Here is a 19,202-nt window from a genome sequence, read left to right as displayed (position 1 = left end):
CCCGCGCCTCCCGGTACGGACGCGCCCGTGCCGGGAACGACCGCGGGCACGGAAGCGCCCGCGCCGGTCACGACGGCACGTCCTCCAGGTCCAGGAGCTGTCGCTTGCGCTCCAGGCCCCCGGCGTAGCCGGTGAGGGCCCCGCTCGCGCCGATCACCCGGTGGCAGGGGCGGACGATCAGCAGCGGGTTCGCCCCGATCGCCGTACCGACGGCACGGACCGCGGCCCTGGACGCGCCGATCCGCGCGGCGACCTCCCCGTAGCTGACCGTGGTGCCGTACGGGATGGTCTCCAGGGCCTTCCAGACGCGCCGCTGGAAGTCGCTGCCGCTCGTCACGTACTCGATGTCGAAGGCGGTCAGCCGGCCGTCGAAGTACGAGCTCAGCTGGGAGACGATCTCCCGGAAGGCGTCCGCGTCCTCCCACCAGCCGTTCTGGACGACCGCGCCGTACTTCTGGTCCGGCACGGACAGCGCGGCGAGCGCCGTGCCGCCCTTGGCGGTGGCCGACTCCTCACCCACCAGCAGCAGTCGGCCGAGCGGGCTGTCCATGGTCGTGTAGACCGTCATCGGTCGGTCCTTTCCGAGTTCTCGCAGCGTGTTCACCCTCAACAGTGCGCCCCGCGCGGCCTGGCGTCCGGCGGGATTCGGACAGAGCGCTGAGCGGGTGCTCCGGCGACACCGTACGGACGGGTCCTCGCGCCCGCTGGGGTCGCGCCGGGGCCCGTACGGGCACACGATCGAAGTCGACCACTCCGTACGGCCCAGGAGTCCCCATGGTCTGGATCCCGCAGATCCCCGACCTCGTCGACCGGCTCGGCGCCGCCGAGCTCGCCGACGCCCTGCGCGACCCGGCGACGGCCACCGTACCCGTCGCCCTCGACGACCCGGAGGCCGGCCGGATCAGCGGTGTCGCCGTCCTGGCGGCCTGGCTGGCCGTGCAGGACACCTGGAGGGCGGAACGGAAGGCGGAGATCGAGGAGGTCGCCACCACGCTCGGCGAGCGGCGGGCCGTGGGGGAGTGGGTCGTCCATCTGGAGACTGACGAGGGCGAGCGCGTCGGACTGCCCGTGGCCGCCGTGGTGGACCTCGCCTCCGCGCTGCCGGTGCGGGTCCACCACTCCCGGCTGCCGCTGCTCGGACGGCATGTCGTGCGCCGCCCCATGGCACCGCCCGATCCGTCGGCGCACGCCTCCGACGTGGTGGGCGCCTACCTGGCCGCCCTCGGCGCGGGGGACACCGCGGCCGTCGTCGCCGCGTTCGCGCCGGACGGGTCCTTCCGGGGGCCGGCCGCCGACGCGCGCCGGTACACGGGGACCAAGGAGCTGACCGAGCTCCACGACGCCCTCTTCTCCGCGGGCGGCGGCATCCCGCTCACCCTGTGCACCGTGACCGAGGACGGCACCCGCACCGCGTTCGAGTACGTCGTCGACCGCTGGGGCGGCACCGCTCTGCCGCCCCAGCCGGGCCTCGCGGTCTGCGCCCGGGGCGGCGATGGCCTGATCGCGTCGGCGCGGGCGTACGACGACGTGGAAGCACCCGCGGAGTAGGGCTGTCGGGTGTTCCCGCCGGGCAGGGATGTGTCCTCGGATCTCCCCGCCCCACCCCCACCGGCAGCGACAGCAGGAGTGAGCATGCGGTACGTGAAGCTCGGTTCGACGGGTCTGGACGTCTCCCGGATCTGCCTTGGCTGCATGAGCTTCGGCCTGCCCGACCGGGGCGTCCACGCGTGGACTCTCGACGAGGAGGCCTCGCGCCCCCTGATCCGCCAGGCCCTGGAGGCCGGGATCACCTTCTTCGACACCGCGAACGTGTACTCGGACGGCACCAGTGAGGAGATCGTCGGACGGGCGCTCGGCGCGTTCGCGCGCCGCGACGAGATCGTCATCGCCAGCAAGGTCAACGGCGCGATGCACGAGGGCCCCAACGGCCGTGGCCTGTCCCGCAAGGCGATCATGACGGAGATCGACAACAGTCTGCGCCGCCTCGGCACCGACTACATCGACCTCTACCAGATCCACCGATTCGACCGCGGCACGCCCGTCGAGGAGACGATGGAGGCGCTGCACGACGTGGTCAAGGCGGGCAAGGTCCGTTACCTCGGGGCGAGTTCGATGTACGCGTGGGAGTTCTCCAAGGCCCAGTACACGGCCACGCTGCACGGCTGGACCAGATTCGTGTCCATGCAGAACCACTACAACCTCCTCTACCGCGAGGAAGAGCGCGAGATGCTGCCGCTCTGCGCCGACCAGGGGGTCGGCGTCCTGCCGTGGAGCCCGCTGGCCCGCGGCAGGCTCACCCGCGACTGGGACACCTCCACCGAACGCAGCCGAGGCGACCGGTTCGGCCGGAACCTGTACCAGGACGGCGACCGCGGGATCGTCGACGCGGTCGCGCGCGTCGCCGCCGGGCGCGGGGTGCCGCGTGCCACGGTCGCGCTCGCGTGGCTGCTGGCGCGCCCCGCCGTGACCGCGCCGATCGTCGGCGCGGGCAGGGCGGCGCACATCGAGGACGCTGTCGCCGCGCTCGGCCTGGAGCTCTCGGACAAGGAGACCGAGGAACTGGAACAGCCGTACACGCCCCGGGCGATCAGCGGTCACTGACGCGCCTACGAGCCGGCCGTCGACGGGCGCCGTCGCGGGGCGCCCGTCGCCGTGGGCCCTGCGCACCCGCGACGGCCGGCCCCGGGGACCAGGAATTCCGTGCGGAAAGGTGCTCGGATGAGCGCGTGAGAGCGCTCCCATTGCGGAGGCTTCGGGACGGAAGGTCGGGTCGCCGGGTTTCCGAATTTCTTTTGGCGCGAGCTCGCTGACATTTGGTCAATATTCGCGGCCGTACCGCATTAAGGGAAAATCCGGGATCGCTTGTTCCCGCTCACCGGCCTGTGCAAAGGTGGGCGTTGTCGGCGTGCAGACAATATTGGCTTCGTTCTGCACGCGTGCGGCGCGCCCGCTTCCCCTCGCCCGAACGGGCTGTCAGGGGTGGTTGTTCGCGACGTCACCCCCATGGGCAGACCCTTCGGTTCCGGCGGGCGGTCTGCATACCCCTTGGTATGGACAATTGCTGTGCTGCCTTTGGAAGGAAAGCGGACGTGAATGACGGAACGCTGCCTCATTCGTCTGACCCCGACCGCTTGTTCGAGGTGTCGGATGAACGGCTCGCGGCCGAGCTGAAGAGGCAGGATGGCGCGCCCGCGAACTATCCCGTCGGAGAACTCCTGGACCGCCACTGGGAGGCGGTGTTCTCTTACGCGCGGCTGTGCACCGGCGGCGTACGGCCCGCCGGAATGCTCACCACCGCCTCATTCACGCGGATGTTCGGGGATTCACTGCACCAGGCCGGGCCGAGCGCCGCGTGGCGGCCCCAACTGCTCGTCACCGTCCGCCGTATAGCGGCCGAGTGGCTCATGGACCAGCGGCGTGAACTGCTGGCTCCGGAACTCCTGGCCGAAGCGGACCGGGAGGACCGCGTGGACCGTGCGGCGGCCCGGCTGCTTCCGCCGGAGGACAGGCGGCTCATCTCCCGCGCCTTCCAGCGGCTGCCCGAGCCCGCCCGCTGCCTGTTGTGGCACGGGGAGGTGGAGGCCGAGCAACCGGAGGTACCCGCGGCCCTGTTGGGGATCCTCCCCGAGGACGCGGTCACCGAACTGGAGCGGGCCAGAGAACGCCTGCGCCAGGGCTGTCTGGAGATCCACCACGAACTCGCCCCCAGCCAGGAGTGCCGCCGCTACCACCGCATGCTCGACGTCTCCTTCCGGCGCGGCGGTACCGGCCTCGACCCCGACCTGCGGAACCACATGGACGCGTGCGGCCACTGCCGTTACGCGGCCGACCAGTTGAGTCAATTCAACGGCGAACTCGCCGTCCCCCTCGCCGAGGCGGTGCTCGGCTGGGGCGCGCACGCCTATCTGGTCTCCCGGCAGGCGCGGGCCGCGGAGGCGGTCCAGGAGCCGAGGGGCGACCAGCCCGGCCCGTTCCACGCCGACGGAACCGGCGCCGGAGGCGCCCCGGCCTTCACCGGCGGAGTCACGGGTGGCCCTGGAGGACCGGCCGCCGGGACCGCCCAGATCATCGAGTTCCAGCCCGACTCCGACGACGTACGTCCTCCGGGCCTTCCCCCGCGCACCCCGCCGGAGGCCCGTCGGTACACCGGCACCCCGCCCACGGACCACGAGGGGGCCACGGCGCATCCCGTCACCCCCTCCGGACAGGACGCCCGACAGGACGCCCCCGCACCCGGTGAAGGCGGACGCCCCTCCCGTCGTCGGAGTGCTCCCCGTACCGGCGACGGAACCCGCGCCTCCCGCCGGGCCGCGGGACACAAGGCGACCCGCCGCGCGCCGGGACGACGCAACGTCGCCGTCGCCGTGCTGACCCTCAGCGCGCTGATCGCCGTTCCGCTGGTCCTGTGGGCGTCCGACGCGGACCCGGACGGCCGGCGCGACACCGCCGACCGTGACCACACGTCGGCGGCGTCGAGCCCGGGCACGAACCCGTCGTGGGCCCGGAACGGCGAGAAGAAGGACGGAACCAAGCAGGGCCGACTGCGCAACACCGCGACCGACCTGTGCGTCGGTTTCGCCGGAACGACGCCCGCGAGCGGTGCCGAGGCACGCCTCGTCTCCTGCTCCTCGGAGTCGGCCACGGAGTGGTCGTACGCGGCGGACGGGCTGCTGCGCGACGCGGCCCACCCGAGCCTGTGTCTCGATTCCCACCTCGGCTACTCCGTCCAACTGGCCCCCTGTACGGGCGCGTCGCGGCCCGGTGGCAAGAACATCCGCTACGACTTCACCCTCCAGGGCATGCTCGTGCCGCGCTGGAACCAGGACCTGGCCCTCGTTCCCGCGTCGGCGAAGGGGGAGTCGGACCTCGTCCTCAAACTCCGCAAGGACGAACCGGTCCAGCGCTGGACGCTCGACACCTCCTCGCCCTCGCTCCAGCTGGAAGTCGTCAACTGGGACTCCACGAAGGGTGACGCGAAGGGCTCCGCCACCGGCAGGCCCTCCGCGTCCGCGACGGCACCCGCGAGTCCCCGGACGCCCACCGCGACGGCCGCGACCCCTGGTCGCGCCACTTCGTCCGCGGAGCCGTCCGCCGGCACCTGCGCCTCCGCGGACGCCTTCTGCCCGGGGGACGGACTCAACGGCACAGGCCGGGACGGCGGTTACGGCACGGGTTCGGACTCCGACGGCTCCGGCTCGTTCGGCGGAGGGGGCCGGGGAGACCGCCGCTGACGTGACGGGCTCCTACCGCCCCCTGTCCCTGGACTGTCAGGTGACAGGGGGGACCGCACGGCCGTCGTGGGGCCGCCGTCAGGGGGCGGTCCCGGGGCTGAGGACGGTCAGGCGGACCGAGGACGCGTTGCCGGACACGGGCACCTTGCCCTGCGTCCACGCCACCGTGAGGGAGTCCCGCTCGTCGGGCGGCGTGACGATCAGCGAGGCGGGCGTCGCCGTGGCCGCCCCGCTGATCTCCGGGTTGGAGAAGGTCAGGCCCGACCACGCGCTGCGTCCGGGCGCGAGCACGACCGTCGTCGGCGTGCCCGGGGTCCGCTGGGGGTCGGGGCCGAGCTGCTTGCCGGAGGCGTCGACGAAGGCCGCGCCGGGGTAGCCGCGCACCGTGCACGTGTGCCCGGACCTGTTGGTCAGGACGATCGGGAAGTTCTCCTGCCCCGCTCCGGGGTCGTTGCGGCCGACGGAGGCGCGCAGCTCCGAGGTGTGGCACCGCCCGCCGCCACCGGCGCTCCCCGAGGTGGCCGTGGCCGAGGCGGACCCGCTCCCCGTCCCGGTTCCCGCCTTCTTCGACGGGGAACGCGTGGCCGGGCTGGCCACCGGGGTGGAACCCGCCTTCGTGCTCGTGTCGCCGGAAGCCGGTCCGGCCGTACCGGGGAGGGTCTTCGGCGAGCTCTGCGGGGAGCCGTTGTTGCAGGCGGTCAGCAGGCTCAGCAGGGCGGCAGCGGCGAGCAGCGCGGCCCGCCGGGCTGTGGGTGAAACGCGGTGCTCGGACACCGTGCCGGGCCGGTCCGTGTCCGTCACCGTGCGCGGGAAGGTCGACATGTCACCACTCCTTGCGATTCTCCGTACGAGGCCGTCGCACCTGTGCGGGGCGCGTCGCGCCCCTTCACTCCTCTTGGATGCGTCCGGGGGCCGAAAAGTTCGCGGGATCGCCGACGGGTTCCGGCGGGACCGCCCGCCCAGGATCAGGCCTTGAGGCGTACGGAGGCGATGACGCCGTCGGCCGTGTCGTCGTCGCCGCTCTCCTGGCGGATCTGGACGTACACCTGGGGCCGGCCGCCGCCCGGCGCGGTCAGCGCGGCCTCGGTGAGACGGCCGTCCTTGCCGGGGCAGCCGTCCCAGGTCCGTATCAGCCCGTGCCAGCGCGCGCCGGAATAGGCGCGGCCTCCCGCGTAGTGGCATCCCGGGTGTGCGATGGAACGGACCTGGCCGGTCACGTCGCCGTGTGCGCTGAGTCCGACGAAGGCTCCGTCGACGCCGGCGCGGAGGTCCGGCCAGCGCGCCAGGCGGTCCGCGACGACGAGGCCGGGTTCCGTGCCGTCACCGAGCCCCAGCGACCGCGGATTCCATCCCGAGTCGCGCACCTGCCCGCCCCAGCCGGCCGGCACCTCCACCGTGATCCGGCCCGTGCCGTCCTCGACCGTGAGGGTGCTCGCCGCGGACTCGTTCGTCAGCAGTAGGGCGGTGGCGCCGACGGCGCAGGCCACGGCGGCACCGGCCAGCGCGAGGAGCGCGGTGCGCCGGCTTCGCCGGGACGCGGGAACCCCTCCGGCCGCGGCCTCCTCGGCCAGCCGTTCGAGCTCCGCGGCGAAGACGGCGGCGCTCGGCCAGCGCCGCTCCCGGTCCGGTTCCATGGCGCGCAGCAGTGCCCGTCCGACGTCCGGACCGAGGTCCGTACGGAGCCGGTCGGAGCGTTCGACCCTGCCGGGCGGACCCGGAACCGAACCGGTGACGAGGTGGTGGCCGAGGGCGCCCAGGCTGTACACGTCGGCCCGCGCGTCGATCCCGGATCCGGGGCGGGCCTGCTCGGGCGCGGTGTAGCCGGCCGAGCCCGCGGCGAGGGTGAGTCCGGAGGCGTGAGCCAGGCTCTTGGCGAGCCCGAGGTCGGCCAGCAGCACCCGGTCGGCTCCGTCGGGTGTGGTGCGCAGCAGCACGTTGGACGGCTTGATGTCACGGTGCACGATCCCGGCCGCGTGCAGCGCCTCGGCGCCCCGCGCCGCGAGCGCCGTCAGGCGCAGCGCCTCGGCGACCGGCAGCGGTCCGGCCTCGATCCGCTCGGCGAGGGTGCCCCCGTCGGCGTACTCCATGACGAAGTAGGGCCTGCCGTCGGGGAGTTCACCGATGTCGTAGACCTGGACGACCCGGCTCGAATCGGCTTTGCGCAGCAGTCGGGCCTCGGAGAGGAAGCGCTCCCGGATGTCCAGGCGGTCGACCCAGTTCTCGGTGAGAACCTTGACCGCGACGGCCGCGTCGAGAACGTCGTCATGGGCGAGCCACACCACCCCGAAACCACCGGCGCCCAGGCGCCGTTCGAGGCGGTACCGTCCGATCCGCTCCAGCGAGTGCATACGACTATCATGCCTGGCTGTGACCGGCACCGAGGGGAGCGCCAGGTGGGCGAGGCGGCGGAGACCGAGGAGCTCGCGCTGCGGGCGGCGGCCGGAGACCGGGCGGCACTCGACGTCCTGTTGCGGCAGGTCCGGCCCGAGGTCGTGCGGCGCTGCGGGCGCTTTCTGCCGTGCCGAGAGGACGCCGAGGAGGCGGCCCAGGACGTCCTGCTCCAAGTCGCCCGGAAGATAACGGCGTTCGAGGGGCGCAGCCGGTTCAGCACCTGGCTGCACACGGTGGTCGCCAACTGCGCCCGGCAGAAGTACCGCGAACTGAAGCGGCGCTCCGCCGAGCGGCCGGAGGCCATCGACGCCGCGCGGTACGTCGATCCGCGGACGACGAGTGTCATCGCGGGTTCCCGGGTCGACCTCCTGGAGGCGCTGGAGCGCCTGGAGCGCGAACACCCGCATCTGGTGCTGCCGTTGGTCTACCGGGACATCTGCCGGCTGGAGTACGCGGAGGCCGCCGAGCGCGTCGGCATTCCGCTCGGCACACTCAAGTCCCGTCTGCACGAGGCACGCAGAAGGGTCAGGCCCTGGCTGTCGGACGCTTCGTGACAGCGTGACCGCGTGTCACCGGATGGCTCCGGGTGGTCGGCGGCCGGTGGAGCGGGTTCCCGCCGGGTTCGGGGACCCGGCGGGAGGGACCTCGTGCTGCCGTGCGGTCAGCGCCGGGTGTAGAGGAAGCCGGTCTTGTCGACCTCGTCCCCGGCGCGGCCGTGGAAGCCGGCGATCTGCCAGCCGCTCGGGGCGGTGCGGGTCACGCAGTCCGAGGTCGTCGTGCCCCCGGACAGGGTGCGGCCGAGGCTGGTGGTGAACTTCGCGGAGAATACGCGGGTACGACCGTCCTTCACGCCCTCGCAGAGCTGCGCGGAGGTGACGTACTCACCGCTGCCGAGGGTCAGCGAGGCGGTGGTGCCGCCCGTGCCGCCGTGCGTGAGCGTGGTGCCGTCGCTCAGTGTCAGTCCCAGCCGGTCGATCCGCGCGCCGCTGCCGAGGGACACGACGGACACGCGGGCGCCGGCCGGCACCCGGGCGATGTCGTTGAAGTAGTCGCCGTGCGGCCCGCCGAACTGGTCGCTGAGCTGGAAGTCGCTGCTGCGTGACCAGGCGAACGAGGCGGTGACCGGGTCGTGGTCGGAGAGCATCAGGCCGTCGGAGGTCAGGAAGCGCGTGTGCTCGTTGTGGTAGCCCGTGGCGTCGAGCGTGACGAGTCTGCTGCCGCGGTAGAGGATCTTGTCGACGACCTCGCAGGTGTCGGGCACGGTGGTGCCGCTCTGGTCGCAGACGAGGGCGTCGCTTCCCTTGGCCGGCGCGGTGCCGCCGCGGACGAGCCGGACCCAGGCGTCCGACAGCCCGTTGGCGGCGGCGAACTCCGCGATGGTGTCGCCGGATCGGGTGTAGCGGGTGTTCGTGTCCCCCATGACGACGACGGCGTTGCCCGCGGAGTGGGAGCCGATGAACGCGGTGAGCTGGTTGAGGTTGTCGGCGCGGGAGGCGAGATCGCCGTCACTGGTGCCCGCGTTGGTGTGCACGTTGTAGAAGTCGACGTAGACACCCTCGGCCAGGCGCTCCCGCATGAACGTGAAGCCCTTGGGCGTGAGGCAGTCGCCGGAGTCGATCTGGCAGGAGTTCCAGCCGACCCGCTCGAAGTCGTCGGTGTCGTACGAGATCTTCGAGAGGGTGTTGAGACCGCTGCCGATGCCCGCGCCGCCGCTGGTCGGGGTGCGGTGGGCGTGCGCGGTGTCGGACGCGTACAGCGCCGCGTGATAGTTGAAGTCCTCCTCGACATGGACGATGTCGTAGGGGGCGACGAGTCCGCCGATCGCCGTGGTCGCGGTCCGGCGGGGTGTCGGCGCGCTGGAGATGCCGTCGGGCAGCCCGGCGACGTTGTAGGTGAGCACACTGAAGGTGCCGGAGTCGGCGGCCGCGGCGGGTGACGCGGCCGCGGTGAGTCCGCCGAGGGCGGCTGCTGTCGCGGCGGCACCGGCGAGAAGTCTGCGGAGGGGGGACATCGGGGGTGTCTCCTGGGGACGAAGGGACGTCAGGAACCGACCGAGAAGGTGGCGTCGGCCTTGTCGGTGGAGGTGGAGACCGGATCGATGCGCAGCACGTAGTTCGCGTGCCTGAGGTAGCGGTCCGGGTTGTTGTAGGAGCGGAAGGACGACCACGACGTGTCGGCCAGGCCCGCTGTCCGGTGGAATGTGGCGTCCTGGGCGAACGTGGTGGTCCCGTCGTTGACGTCGAGCGCCATCTGGTAGTTGCTGTGGCGCAGGTAGCGCGTCGGGTGGCTGACCGAGCGGAACGAGACGGCCGCCGCGTCGGCGAGGCCGGGCACCAGCGTCCACTGCGCGTCCGTGTACGGGTCGAAGGGGTACTCGTCGATCCGGCCGACGTAGTTGGAGTGCCGGACGTAACGCGCCGGATAGTTGTAGGACTTGAGCCGGTTCCAGGCGGGAGCGCCCCACTTGGCGAGGAGGTTGTCGTACTCCGTCGTGGTGATCGGCTGGATGCCCGCGTGCTTGGAGTTCAGCGGCTGGGTGTAGAGCCGTTGGTCGACCGCCGTCCAGGTGCCGCTCGCGAGATCGGCCGACTGCCAGGCGTAGAAGACCCCGTTGGGTGTGTACGTGTCTCCCCAGAGGAACCATGTTCCGGTCGACTGGGATTTGACGAGGATGGGGGCCTCGGTGCCGCCGTGCGCGACCGGGGTGCTGAACACGGTGAAGCTGCCGGGGTTCAGGGACGTCGACCTGGCGCCCACCAGCGTCTGGTCCTTCTTGAAATAGAGGTAGTTCACCCCGCCGACGCCCACGGCCAGATCGCCGTCGATCACGTCGTAGCCGGGGTCGAAGAAGACCTGTGCGGCCGACGCCGTCACGAAGTCGGACGTGTAGTTGACCATGATGACGTTGTGGCCGCTGGAGTTGACGGCGGAGTAGATGATCCCGTACTGCCCCCGCCCCGCGTCCCAGTAGGCCTCGGGTGCCCAGCTGTGCGTGGCCATGTCGTGCAGTTTCAGGCGCCGGTAGCCGCTGAAGGACCGCAGATCGGCGGAGTCCCAGACATGGATGTACTGGCTCTGCAGACTCCAGTCGGTGCCCTTGAGGTCGGTGGCGAGCACCACGAACGTGCCGTCCTGTCTGCGCAGGACGAACGGATCGCGCAGACCACCGGTGCCGCCGGCCGGGGTGACGACGGGCTTGTTCTGGTTCAGCGGTGTCCACCGCAGTGAGTCGGTGCTGACGGCCAGATGCAGGCCGTAGTCCGCTCCGTCGCCGTTCGGGGACTCGGTGAAGTACCCCATCACGTAGGCGGTCGCGGCCGCGGCGCGGGCCGGGGCGCCGAGGGCGAAGGCGGCGGTGAGGCCGGCCATCGCCCCGAGGGCGACCCGCCGGGAGGGCTGAAGGGGCCTGTCGTTCATGCCGGTCTCCTCGGTGTTCGTGCGAGGCGCCGCGACACACCCGGGCCGAGGGCCCGGTGGCTCGGTGGTGTGTACGCGGACGCCGTCAGCAGGCGGAAGCCGGCCACGCCGTCCGGCTCGGGACGTCGACGGAGCCGACTCGGTTCGAGATACCGAATGCTGTGCGACATGCTGTGCGAGGCATTACGGTAAGGGCTTGCCGCGTGATGTGAACAGGGCCCGGAGAGACGGAAGTTGAGCGTGTTCACGCCGCTTCGCGGTCCCGGGGCGGGGGGTTGTGGCCGGCCCGTTGTCGGAGCCCCTGTCTAGGCTGGCCCGCGTGAAGGATCAGAACAGCAGACCACTCGCCGTGTTCGACCTCGACGGCACCCTCGCGGACACCGCGCACCGTCAGCGGTTCCTGGAGCGGTCCCCGCGGGACTGGGAAGGGTTCTTCGCGGCGGCGTCCGAGGACCCGCCGCTCGCGGAAGGCGTCGCGCTCGCGCTGAGCAGCGCGCGGGAGTGCGAGGTGGTCTATCTGACCGGCCGTCCGGAGCGGTGCCGGCGGGCGACCGTGGAATGGCTGGCGGAGCACGGCCTGCCGGAGGGGCGCATCTGGATGCGGCGCAACGACGACCGCAGGCCCGCCCGCCGCACCAAGCTGGAGATCCTTCGCCGGCTGGCCCGCGACCGGGAGATCCGCGTCCTCGTCGACGACGACGAGTTCGTGTGCGAGGAGGCGGAGCGGGCCGGATTCACGGTCGTACGGGCACGGTGGGCCGCCGCGTCGGCGGCACTGAAGGACGCGCAGGAGCGGGAGGGGCGGACCTGAGGGTTCTCGGCGGATCCGGTGGACCCGGGGGCGCGGGTCGGGTCAGTCGGCGTCTTCCAGCCGGAAACCGAGCTTCAGACCGACCTGGTAGTGCTCGATCCGCCCGTTCTCGATCTGGCCCCTGACCTGCGTGACCTCGAACCAGTCGAGGTTGCGCAGGGTCTGCGAGGCCCGGGTGACCCCATTGCGAATGGCCTGGTCGACGCCTTCGTGGGAGGTCCCGACGATCTCGGTGACCCGGTAGGTGTGCTCGGACATGCGGCTGCTCCTCTCCGCCGTGGCGTGAGTGCCAGGCGTGATTCCACGGTGCCCCACCGGGTGGCGCTCCGCGAGACGGCGGGGTGTCCCGGGTGATGCGGGGGCGTCCGGGAGCGGCGGGAACGTACGGCGTGGGCGGTGTCCGGAGTCGGCGGGGACCCTGGAGCGTGGGCGGTGTCCGGGGTCGGCTCCGCGGGCCGGCCGGGCCCGGCCACCGTGACCGCTCACGTCGGCTTCTCCCGCGTCCGCGCGACCCCCCGGGGCGTACCCGGCCTCGGGCCGCGGTGTGCTTGGCTTGGGCCCTGCGACCGCCCCCGGCCGCGCAGTCCACGCCTCACCCGCGGAAGGGAACCGGACGTCGTGCACGTACTGATCCTGGGTGGTACGACCGAGGCCCGGCGCCTCGCCGAGAGCCTGACGGCCGGGACGCCTGACGGCCTCAGAGTGACGAGTTCGCTGGCCGGACGGGTGGGCACGCCCCGGCTGCCGCCCGGCGAGGTGCGCGTCGGCGGCTTCGGCGGTGCGGAAGGGCTGGCGCGGTGGCTGTGCGAGCACGCGGTGGACGCGGTCGTGGACGCGACGCATCCGTTCGCCGGAACGATCAGCTCCAACGCGGCGGTGGCCGCGGCCACCACGGGCGTTCCCCTGCTCGCCCTGCGGCGCCCCGGCTGGGAGCCGGTCGCGGGCGACGTCTGGCACGAGACCGGGTCCTTGGAGGAGGCGGCCGGACTCCTGCCCTCACTGGGCCGCAGGGTGTTCCTCACCACCGGCCGGCTGGGGCTCGCGGCCTTCGCGGCTCTGGACGACCTGTGGTTCCTCGTACGTTCCGTGGACGCGCCGCAGGCTCCGGCGCCGGCCCGCATGGAGGTGCTGCTCGACAGGGGCCCGTTCACGCTCCAGGGAGAACGGGAACTCCTCCTGCGTCACGCGATCGACGTCGTGGTGACGAAGGACAGCGGAGGCCGGGCCACCGCCCCGAAACTGACGGCGGCCCGCGAGGCGGGCGTACCGGTGGTCGTGGTGCGCAGGCCGCCGGTGCCGCCCGGGGTCCCGATGGTGCCCGCCCCGGAGGCGGCCGCCGCCTGGATCACGGCCCGGCTCCACCAGGGCGCGTCCCGCGCCGACGGCTGACTCATGACCTGGCCGTGCTGCGGCCGGCTTCCGCCGGCGGGACGGAGGCGGTCGGATCCTCAGGCCGTTGCCCGCTGGACACGGTAGCTCCAGCGAGTGAGTGACCGGACGACGGTTTCGGCACCGATGGGGTTGGCGCTGTGAACGAAGACCGCTCCGATCCGGAAGGGCCGGCCGTTGAAGGCGGCTTCTTCCATGAGGGTCACCACCGGCATGATGGTGTCGTCGCCACCAAGATCATGGTCGAGCCAGAGCTCGTCGATGAAGGTGTCGCGATGCTCTTCCAGGAGCTGGATGCCTTCGTGGCTGGTCCGGGCGATCCGCGTGGCCCTGGGAAGCGGCCGGAGGTCGTCGATGCCGAGGACGACGGGCATCGGCACGGCGGGGTCTTCCATCACTCCACCTCGCTCGCGATCGCGTTGATCGCGGCGGCGGCGATGGCACTTCCGCCGCGGCGGCCCCGTACGACCAAGTGGTCGAGGCCGGAGGGGTGTTCGTTCAGAGCCTGCTTCGACTCGGCGGCTCCGACGAAGCCGACGGGCACGCCGATGACCGCGGCCGGGCGCGGCGCGCCCTCCTCGATCATCTCCAGGAGGCGGAACAGCGCGGTGGGAGCGTTGCCGACGGCCACCACCGCGCCGTCCAGGCGGTCGCGCCACAGCTCCAGGGCGGCCGCGCTGCGCGTGGTGCCCAGCTTCGACGCCAGGTCCGGCACCGACGGGTCGGAGAGCGTGCAGATCACGTCGTTGTCGGCGGGCAGCCGCTTGCGCGTGATCCCGCTGGCGACCATGGAGACGTCACAGAGGACCGGCGCGCCCGAGCGCAGGGCTTCGCGGGCGCGGGCCACGACGTGGGGCGTGTAGGCGAGGTCGCGGACGAGGTCGACCATGCCGCAGGCGTGGATCATCCGGACCGCGACCTGGCTGACATCGGCGGGCAGGGCGGCGAGATCGGCTTCCGCGCGGATGGTGGCAAAGGACTCGCGGTAGATGGCCGCGCCGTCCTTCTCGTACTCGAACACTGTCTTCTCGCTCATCCGTCGACATCGTTCCGGGTGCGTGCCCGGACCCGAGACCGGCCGGCCGGAGGGCGCGGGCATGGGCGCGAGCATACCGATCACACGCGAACAGCGATTCCGTCGAGGCTGGTCACGTCGGAACGGGCGGCCGGTTCGCGGTGGGATCGAGCCGTGGCCGGGACCGCCGGCCCCGGCCACGACTCGCCTTCCGGCCACGACTCGCCTTCAGGCCACGCTGTGCGGAAGGCGCGGCCTTACGGCGAGTTCTCCACCGCCTCGCTCAGCGACAGCGCGAACCGGCCCTCCGCGTCCGTCCACCAGTGGGACAGACCGAAGCCCGCCGCGGCCAGTTCACCGCGGACGCCGTCCTCGCGGAACTTCGCCGAGATCTCGGTGCGGATCTCCTCGCCTTCCACCAGGTCGACCGCCAGATCCAGTGCCGGGACCTTCACGGTCTGCGTGACGCGCGACCGCAGCCGCATCTCGATCCACTCGTTCTCGGGGTCCCAGAGCGCCACGTGATCGAACGTGTCGAGGTCGAAATCGGCACCGAGTTCGCGGTTGACGACGCTCAGCACGTTCTTGTTGAACGCCGCCGTGACCCCGGCCGCGTCGTCGTAGGCGGTGACGAGCACCGACGCGTCCTTGACCAGGTCGGTGCCGAGCAGCAGGGTGTCGCCGGGCGACAGCAGTGACCGTACGGACGCCAGGAACGTCGCCCGCTCGGCGGGCAGCAGATTGCCGATCGTGCCGCCGAGAAAGGCCACGAGCCGCGGCCCGGGGGTGTCCGGGAGCGCGAGACCGCCGGTGAAGTCGGCGATCATCGCGTGGACGTCGAGACCGGGCCGCTCGGCGATCAGCGCGTGACCGGCCTGGGTGAGCGCGCTCTCGCTGACGTCCACGGGCACGTACGTGTGCAGGTCCGGCATCGCGTCGAGCAGATGGCGGGTCTTCTCCGAGGATCCCGAACCCAGCTCGACGAGCGTGCGCGCACCGCTCGCCGCGGCGATCTCGGCGGCCCGCGCCAGCAGGATCTCGCGTTCCGCGCGCGTCGGGTAGTACTCGGGGAGTTCGGTGATCTGGTCGAACAACACGCTGCCGTGGGCGTCGTAGAACCACTTCGGCGGCAGAGTCTTGGGCAGGTGTCCGAGGCCGAGCAGGACATCGGCGCGCAGTGCCGCGTCCGTGGCGTCCTCGGGAAGGGTGCGGGTCAACAGGAACGGACTCACGTACGGGGCTCCTTGTGCTGTGCGGATGCCATGTCGTCGCTCATGTCCTTGAGCGGGGTGAGCAGTACCTCGGTGCGGTTCGCGGTGAGAAGGGTGCGGTCGGGGACCTCCCGCCACAGCGGGTCGTCGTCGTACGGCTCGGAGGCCACGACGGTGCGGCCCCCGGGCTCGGTCAGGTACCAGAGGGTGTCGCCCCAGGCGGTCGCGGTGATCGTCTCGCCGTTGGTGAGCAGCAGGTTGAGCCGGGACCCGGGGGCCGCCTCGGCGACCTCCAGGACGGTGTCGGCCAGCGCCTGGCCCTCCTCGTCGCCGGCACGCAGCCGGCGCAGGACCAGGGCCCACACGAACGCCGCGTCGCACCGGGCCTCCAGCGACAGCAACTCGGCCGGAGGCAGGCCCGCCACGAGCGGGGCGAGCGTGTCGGGCCAGCCGCGGACGGCGCCGTTGTGGCTGAACAGCCAGGGGCCCGCGGTGAACGGCGCCGCCGCGGCCTCCCCGTCCGCGCCCGCCACGGTCCCGTCCCGCACCGCGGCGAGCAGCGCCCGCGCCCCGATCACCCGGGCCAGGTCGGCGAACGACTGGTCGCCCCAGATCGGACCGGCGCGCCGGTAACGGGCCGGCACCGGGTCCCCCTCGGCGTACCAACCCACCCCGAAACCGTCGGCGTTGACGGTCCCGTACCGCTGGCGCCGGGGTGCCCACGACTGCCGGTACAGGCTGTGCTCCGGGGTCACGAGGAGCGCGCCGAGCCTCTCCTCGCTTCCCAGGAACGCCAGATGACGGCACATCAGGCGTCCTCGTCGCGGGCCGTACGGAAACCGCAGAAGATCTGCCGCCGGATCGGATAGTCCCAGTTGCGGAACGTGCCCCGGCACGCCACCTTGTCCACCGCGAACGAACCGCCGCGCAGCACCTTGTACTCGGGGCCGAAGAACACCTCCGAGTACTCCCGGTAGGGGAACGCGACGAACCCGGGGTAGGGCTCCAGATCGCTCGACGTCCACTCCCACACATCGCCGATCAACTGCCGTACGCCGAGCGGCGAGGCGCCCGACGGATAACTGCCGGCCGGGGCCGGGCGCAGATGACGCTGGCCCAGATTGGCGTGGGCCGGCGAGGGGTCCTCGTCGCCCCACGGGTAGCGCGTGGAGCGGCCGGACACCGGGTCGTGGCGGGCCGCCTTCTCCCACTCGGCCTCGGTGGGAAGCCGCCGCCCCGCCCAGCGCGCGTACGCGTCGGCCTCGTACCAGCACACGTGCAGCACCGGCTCCTGGGGCGGCACGACCTCCGTCACCCCGAAACGGCGCCGCAGCCACTGTCCTCCCTCGCGCCGCCAGAACAGCGGCGCCTCGATGCCGTGCGCGCGGATGTGCTCCCAGCCCGCGGGAGTCCACCAGCGCTCCTCGCCGTAGCCGCCGTCCTCGATGAAGGCCTGGTAGGCGGCGTTGGTGACCGGAGTGGTGTCGATGTGGAACGACGGGACCGTGCGCCGGTGCGCGGGGCGCTCGTTGTCCAGCGCCCACGGTTCGGTGGACGTTCCCATCACGAACGGGCCCCCGGGCACCAGAACTTCGGCGGGCCCGGTGAACGGCGCGACGGGCGCGGGGTCGGATGCCGTGAGGGCGACGGACCCCCGGCGGAGCTGATGGGTGATCAGCATGGTCTCGTCGTGCTGCTGTTCGTGCTGCGCGATCATGCCGAACGCGAAACCCGACTCGGTCAGCCGTGTGCCCTCGAACGAGGCACTCTCCAGGACGTCCAGCGCCCGGCCGCGCACCTCGGCCGCGTACGTACGGGCCTCGGCGGGCGGCAGCAGCGGCAGCGAGGGCCGGTCGGCGCGCGCGTGCTCGAACGCGTCGTAGAGCCCGTCTATCTCGGGTCGCATCGCCTCACGCCCGGCGACCGCCCGCAGCAGCCACAGTTCCTCCTGGTTGCCGATGTGCGCGAGGTCCCAGACGAGCGGGGACATCAACGGCGAGTGCTGCGCGGTCAGATCGGGGTCCTCCACGCAGGAGGTGAGCAGGGCGGTGCGGTCACGGGCGGTGGTGAGCGCGTCCAGTGCGCGTTTCCGGAGCGACTCCGGATCCGTGCGCGGACCGGAGGCGGTCGTGTCGGAAGCGGTCGTGCCGGTCATGCGTTCATGTCCTTCCCGTCGGACAGACCCTGTGGGCGGCCGGCCGGGCGGCGCCCGGAACGGCCGTCGTGGTGGGACGCGGCCGCGCCGACCAGGTCGTCGGCGGGGCAGCGGCCCCGGGCCACATAGCGTTCGGTGAACTCGGCCACCGCGTCGAGCACGTCGGTGGTGGCGCCGAGCCGGGGCAGTGCTTCGTACGCCGCCGCGAAACAGACCGCGGCGGCCTCGCGCAGTTCCGGATCGGCGAGGCCGAACCGCGCCGCGTCCTGCCACAGCGGGTTGCGCGGTGCCGGCGCCGGGCCGGCCCGCTCCGCGAGGGGCTTGACGGTCCGGTAGGCGATCTCGGCGGCGTCCGGGTCGTCGAACAGCGCCGCCGTCACCGCGAGCGGCACGATCCAGCCGTCCTCACCCGGCTGCGCGTCGATCATGCGGAGCTCCAGATGACCGCGCGGCCGCACCGGCGGGAACAACGTGGTCATGTGGTACGCGAGATCGGCCCGGTCCGGTGGCGCGTCGGACCGCGTCCAGTCCCGGAAACTGAGCGCCTCCGGGACCTCCCAGGGCCCCTCGGGCGCCCGTACGCACATCACCGGCGCGTCCAGCACGCGCCGTGCCCAGGCCGCGCGGGGATCGCCGTCCAGGGGCGGTGCGTCGGTGCGTCCGGGGTCCATCGACGCCCACAGCGACTGGCGGGTGGACCGCCAGCCCGTGTGCCGCCCGCGGGCCATCGGCGAGTGGGCGAACGCGGCGACCAGGACCGCGCCGAGCTGATGGGCCAGCCACCAGCGGCGCCCGTGCCCGAGCGGGCCCGGCTCCTCGTATCCGGCGTCCACGCACACCTGGACCGAGGCCGAGGTGCACATCATGGCCCGGCCCTCGGGCCCCGCGCGGTCGAGATACCGCTCCATGGCGTCGTACCTGGGCTCATGGAGATAGCGGCTCGGGGTGTTCCAGGGGTCCTGGCCGAAACCGCTGAGGCCGAGGCCCACCTCGCGCAGGGTGGCGCGGACGGCGTCGAGGTCGGCCGAGACGGATTCCACGCACTCCATCAGGGAGGCGGCGGGGGCGGAGCTGAGCTCCAGCTGTCCACCGGGTTCGACCGTGAGCAGCGAACGCAGGGGCAGGTCTCGCAGTGCGGCATAGGCCGCTTCGAGTCGTTCGGGTGCCACGCGGAGCCGTGGCCCGCGCAGCTCGTGGACGAGCCATTCCACCTCGACACCGAGGAGGCGGGGCGGACCGGTCTTGAAGCAGATGCCACGGACCAGTGCCTCCACCTCGGCCTCGGTGACAGTGGAGCGTCGTCGCTCCGTACAGTCACTCACCGAATCGGACATGTCGGGATCCTCCTGAGATTCCACCATGCCGCCGGCCCCGGGTCTGGTGGGCCGGACCGACAATGACCGTTCCACCCAAGACCTTCTCGGCGGTTCGCACAAGGGTGCAAATCATTTCTTTGGGGACTGGGAGCACTGTTGTGCGGGGCCGCGAAACTCTGTTGCGCCGCACGACCAGCATCGCTCACGATGCGTTCATGGGCACGACGGGGGATTTCACGCAGGCCGCGCCCGTGGCGCGTACGGGG

Annotated in this window: 18 protein-coding genes; 6 read left to right on the top strand and 12 right to left on the bottom strand. The window is 72.2% G+C overall.

Annotated features, from left to right (window positions below; genetic code table 11):
- Positions 1-67: 67 nt before the first annotated feature.
- The gene (locus ACF07B_RS31030) at positions 68-568 is read right to left on the bottom strand and encodes a methylated-DNA--[protein]-cysteine S-methyltransferase (protein WP_392181408.1); all 501 of its coding nucleotides are present in this window, start codon (positions 566-568) and stop codon (positions 68-70) included.
- Positions 569-774: 206 nt separating this feature from the next.
- Here ACF07B_RS31030 and ACF07B_RS31025 point away from each other — a divergent pair, with 206 nt between their 5' ends.
- The 3 genes from ACF07B_RS31025 (at position 775) to ACF07B_RS31015 (ending at position 5,231) form a co-directional block, all read left to right on the top strand.
- Positions 775-1,548 (top strand): nuclear transport factor 2 family protein, encoded by a 774-nt coding sequence (locus tag ACF07B_RS31025; protein WP_392181407.1) that lies wholly within the window; start codon positions 775-777, stop codon positions 1,546-1,548.
- An 84-nt stretch (positions 1,549-1,632) separates the two neighbouring features.
- Positions 1,633-2,601, top strand: coding sequence for an aldo/keto reductase (locus tag ACF07B_RS31020; protein WP_392181406.1), 969 nt, complete (start codon positions 1,633-1,635; stop codon positions 2,599-2,601).
- A gap of 488 nt (positions 2,602-3,089) precedes the next feature.
- A complete protein-coding gene (locus ACF07B_RS31015; RefSeq protein WP_392181405.1) occupies positions 3,090-5,231 on the top strand; it encodes a ricin-type beta-trefoil lectin domain protein in 2,142 nt (713 codons plus the stop codon).
- A gap of 78 nt (positions 5,232-5,309) precedes the next feature.
- On the opposite strand, the gene ACF07B_RS31010 is transcribed toward ACF07B_RS31015, so the two are convergent.
- Together ACF07B_RS31010 and ACF07B_RS31005 are read right to left on the bottom strand one after the other, a co-directional pair.
- Complete coding sequence (locus tag ACF07B_RS31010) at positions 5,310-6,053, bottom strand: DUF4232 domain-containing protein (RefSeq protein ID WP_392181404.1); 744 nt, start codon at positions 6,051-6,053, stop codon at positions 5,310-5,312.
- 143 nt (positions 6,054-6,196) lie between these two features.
- Positions 6,197-7,579, bottom strand: coding sequence for a serine/threonine-protein kinase (locus ACF07B_RS31005; RefSeq protein ID WP_392181403.1), 1,383 nt, complete (start codon positions 7,577-7,579; stop codon positions 6,197-6,199).
- A gap of 9 nt (positions 7,580-7,588) precedes the next feature.
- Between ACF07B_RS31005 and ACF07B_RS31000 the strand changes: the two genes are divergently transcribed.
- Positions 7,589-8,176 carry an RNA polymerase sigma factor gene (locus tag ACF07B_RS31000; RefSeq protein ID WP_384239626.1) on the top strand — a complete coding sequence of 196 codons (588 nt, stop codon included), beginning with the start codon at positions 7,589-7,591 and terminating at the stop codon, positions 8,174-8,176.
- A 107-nt stretch (positions 8,177-8,283) separates the two neighbouring features.
- On the opposite strand, the gene ACF07B_RS30995 is transcribed toward ACF07B_RS31000, so the two are convergent.
- On the bottom strand, positions 8,284-9,633 hold the full coding sequence (locus tag ACF07B_RS30995; RefSeq protein ID WP_392181402.1) for a jacalin-like lectin: 1,350 nt from the start codon (positions 9,631-9,633) through the stop codon (positions 8,284-8,286).
- A gap of 29 nt (positions 9,634-9,662) precedes the next feature.
- Complete coding sequence (locus ACF07B_RS30990) at positions 9,663-11,039, bottom strand: glycoside hydrolase family 43 protein (RefSeq protein WP_392181401.1); 1,377 nt, start codon at positions 11,037-11,039, stop codon at positions 9,663-9,665.
- 319 nt (positions 11,040-11,358) lie between these two features.
- Here ACF07B_RS30990 and ACF07B_RS30985 point away from each other — a divergent pair, with 319 nt between their 5' ends.
- Complete coding sequence (locus ACF07B_RS30985) at positions 11,359-11,850, top strand: hypothetical protein (RefSeq protein WP_369485615.1); 492 nt, start codon at positions 11,359-11,361, stop codon at positions 11,848-11,850.
- Positions 11,851-11,892: 42 nt separating this feature from the next.
- On the opposite strand, the gene ACF07B_RS30980 is transcribed toward ACF07B_RS30985, so the two are convergent.
- A complete protein-coding gene (locus ACF07B_RS30980) occupies positions 11,893-12,108 on the bottom strand; it encodes a dodecin (protein ID WP_103547697.1) in 216 nt (71 codons plus the stop codon).
- A gap of 360 nt (positions 12,109-12,468) precedes the next feature.
- Between ACF07B_RS30980 and ACF07B_RS30975 the strand changes: the two genes are divergently transcribed.
- Entirely contained in the window at positions 12,469-13,239 is a 771-nt protein-coding gene (locus tag ACF07B_RS30975) for a cobalt-precorrin-6A reductase (RefSeq protein ID WP_392181400.1), read from the top strand.
- 59 nt (positions 13,240-13,298) lie between these two features.
- Here the strand turns inward: ACF07B_RS30975 and ACF07B_RS30970 are convergent, their stop codons facing one another.
- The 6 genes from ACF07B_RS30970 to egtA form a co-directional block, all read right to left on the bottom strand.
- Entirely contained in the window at positions 13,299-13,634 is a 336-nt protein-coding gene (locus ACF07B_RS30970; RefSeq protein WP_392181399.1) for a cyclic-phosphate processing receiver domain-containing protein, read from the bottom strand.
- A complete protein-coding gene (locus tag ACF07B_RS30965) occupies positions 13,634-14,275 on the bottom strand; it encodes a precorrin-8X methylmutase (RefSeq protein ID WP_392181398.1) in 642 nt (213 codons plus the stop codon). Before ACF07B_RS30965 ends, ACF07B_RS30970 begins: the two co-directional genes overlap by 1 nt.
- Positions 14,276-14,511: 236 nt before the next feature.
- A complete protein-coding gene (gene egtD / locus ACF07B_RS30960; RefSeq protein ID WP_392181397.1) occupies positions 14,512-15,486 on the bottom strand; it encodes an L-histidine N(alpha)-methyltransferase in 975 nt (324 codons plus the stop codon).
- On the bottom strand, positions 15,483-16,274 hold the full coding sequence (egtC, locus tag ACF07B_RS30955; protein ID WP_392181396.1) for an ergothioneine biosynthesis protein EgtC: 792 nt from the start codon (positions 16,272-16,274) through the stop codon (positions 15,483-15,485). The genes egtD and egtC overlap by 4 nt, the downstream gene beginning before the upstream one ends.
- A complete protein-coding gene (gene egtB, locus ACF07B_RS30950) occupies positions 16,274-17,620 on the bottom strand; it encodes an ergothioneine biosynthesis protein EgtB (RefSeq protein ID WP_392181395.1) in 1,347 nt (448 codons plus the stop codon). Before egtB ends, egtC begins: the two co-directional genes overlap by 1 nt.
- Positions 17,617-18,954, bottom strand: coding sequence for an ergothioneine biosynthesis glutamate--cysteine ligase EgtA (gene egtA, locus ACF07B_RS30945; RefSeq protein WP_392181394.1), 1,338 nt, complete (start codon positions 18,952-18,954; stop codon positions 17,617-17,619). Before egtA ends, egtB begins: the two co-directional genes overlap by 4 nt.
- Positions 18,955-19,202 lie beyond the last annotated feature (248 nt).

This window comes from Streptomyces sp. NPDC015532 (assembly GCF_043078065.1).
Classification (GTDB): domain Bacteria; phylum Actinomycetota; class Actinomycetes; order Streptomycetales; family Streptomycetaceae; genus Streptomyces.
This window is presented reverse-complemented; position numbering and strand designations above follow the sequence as displayed.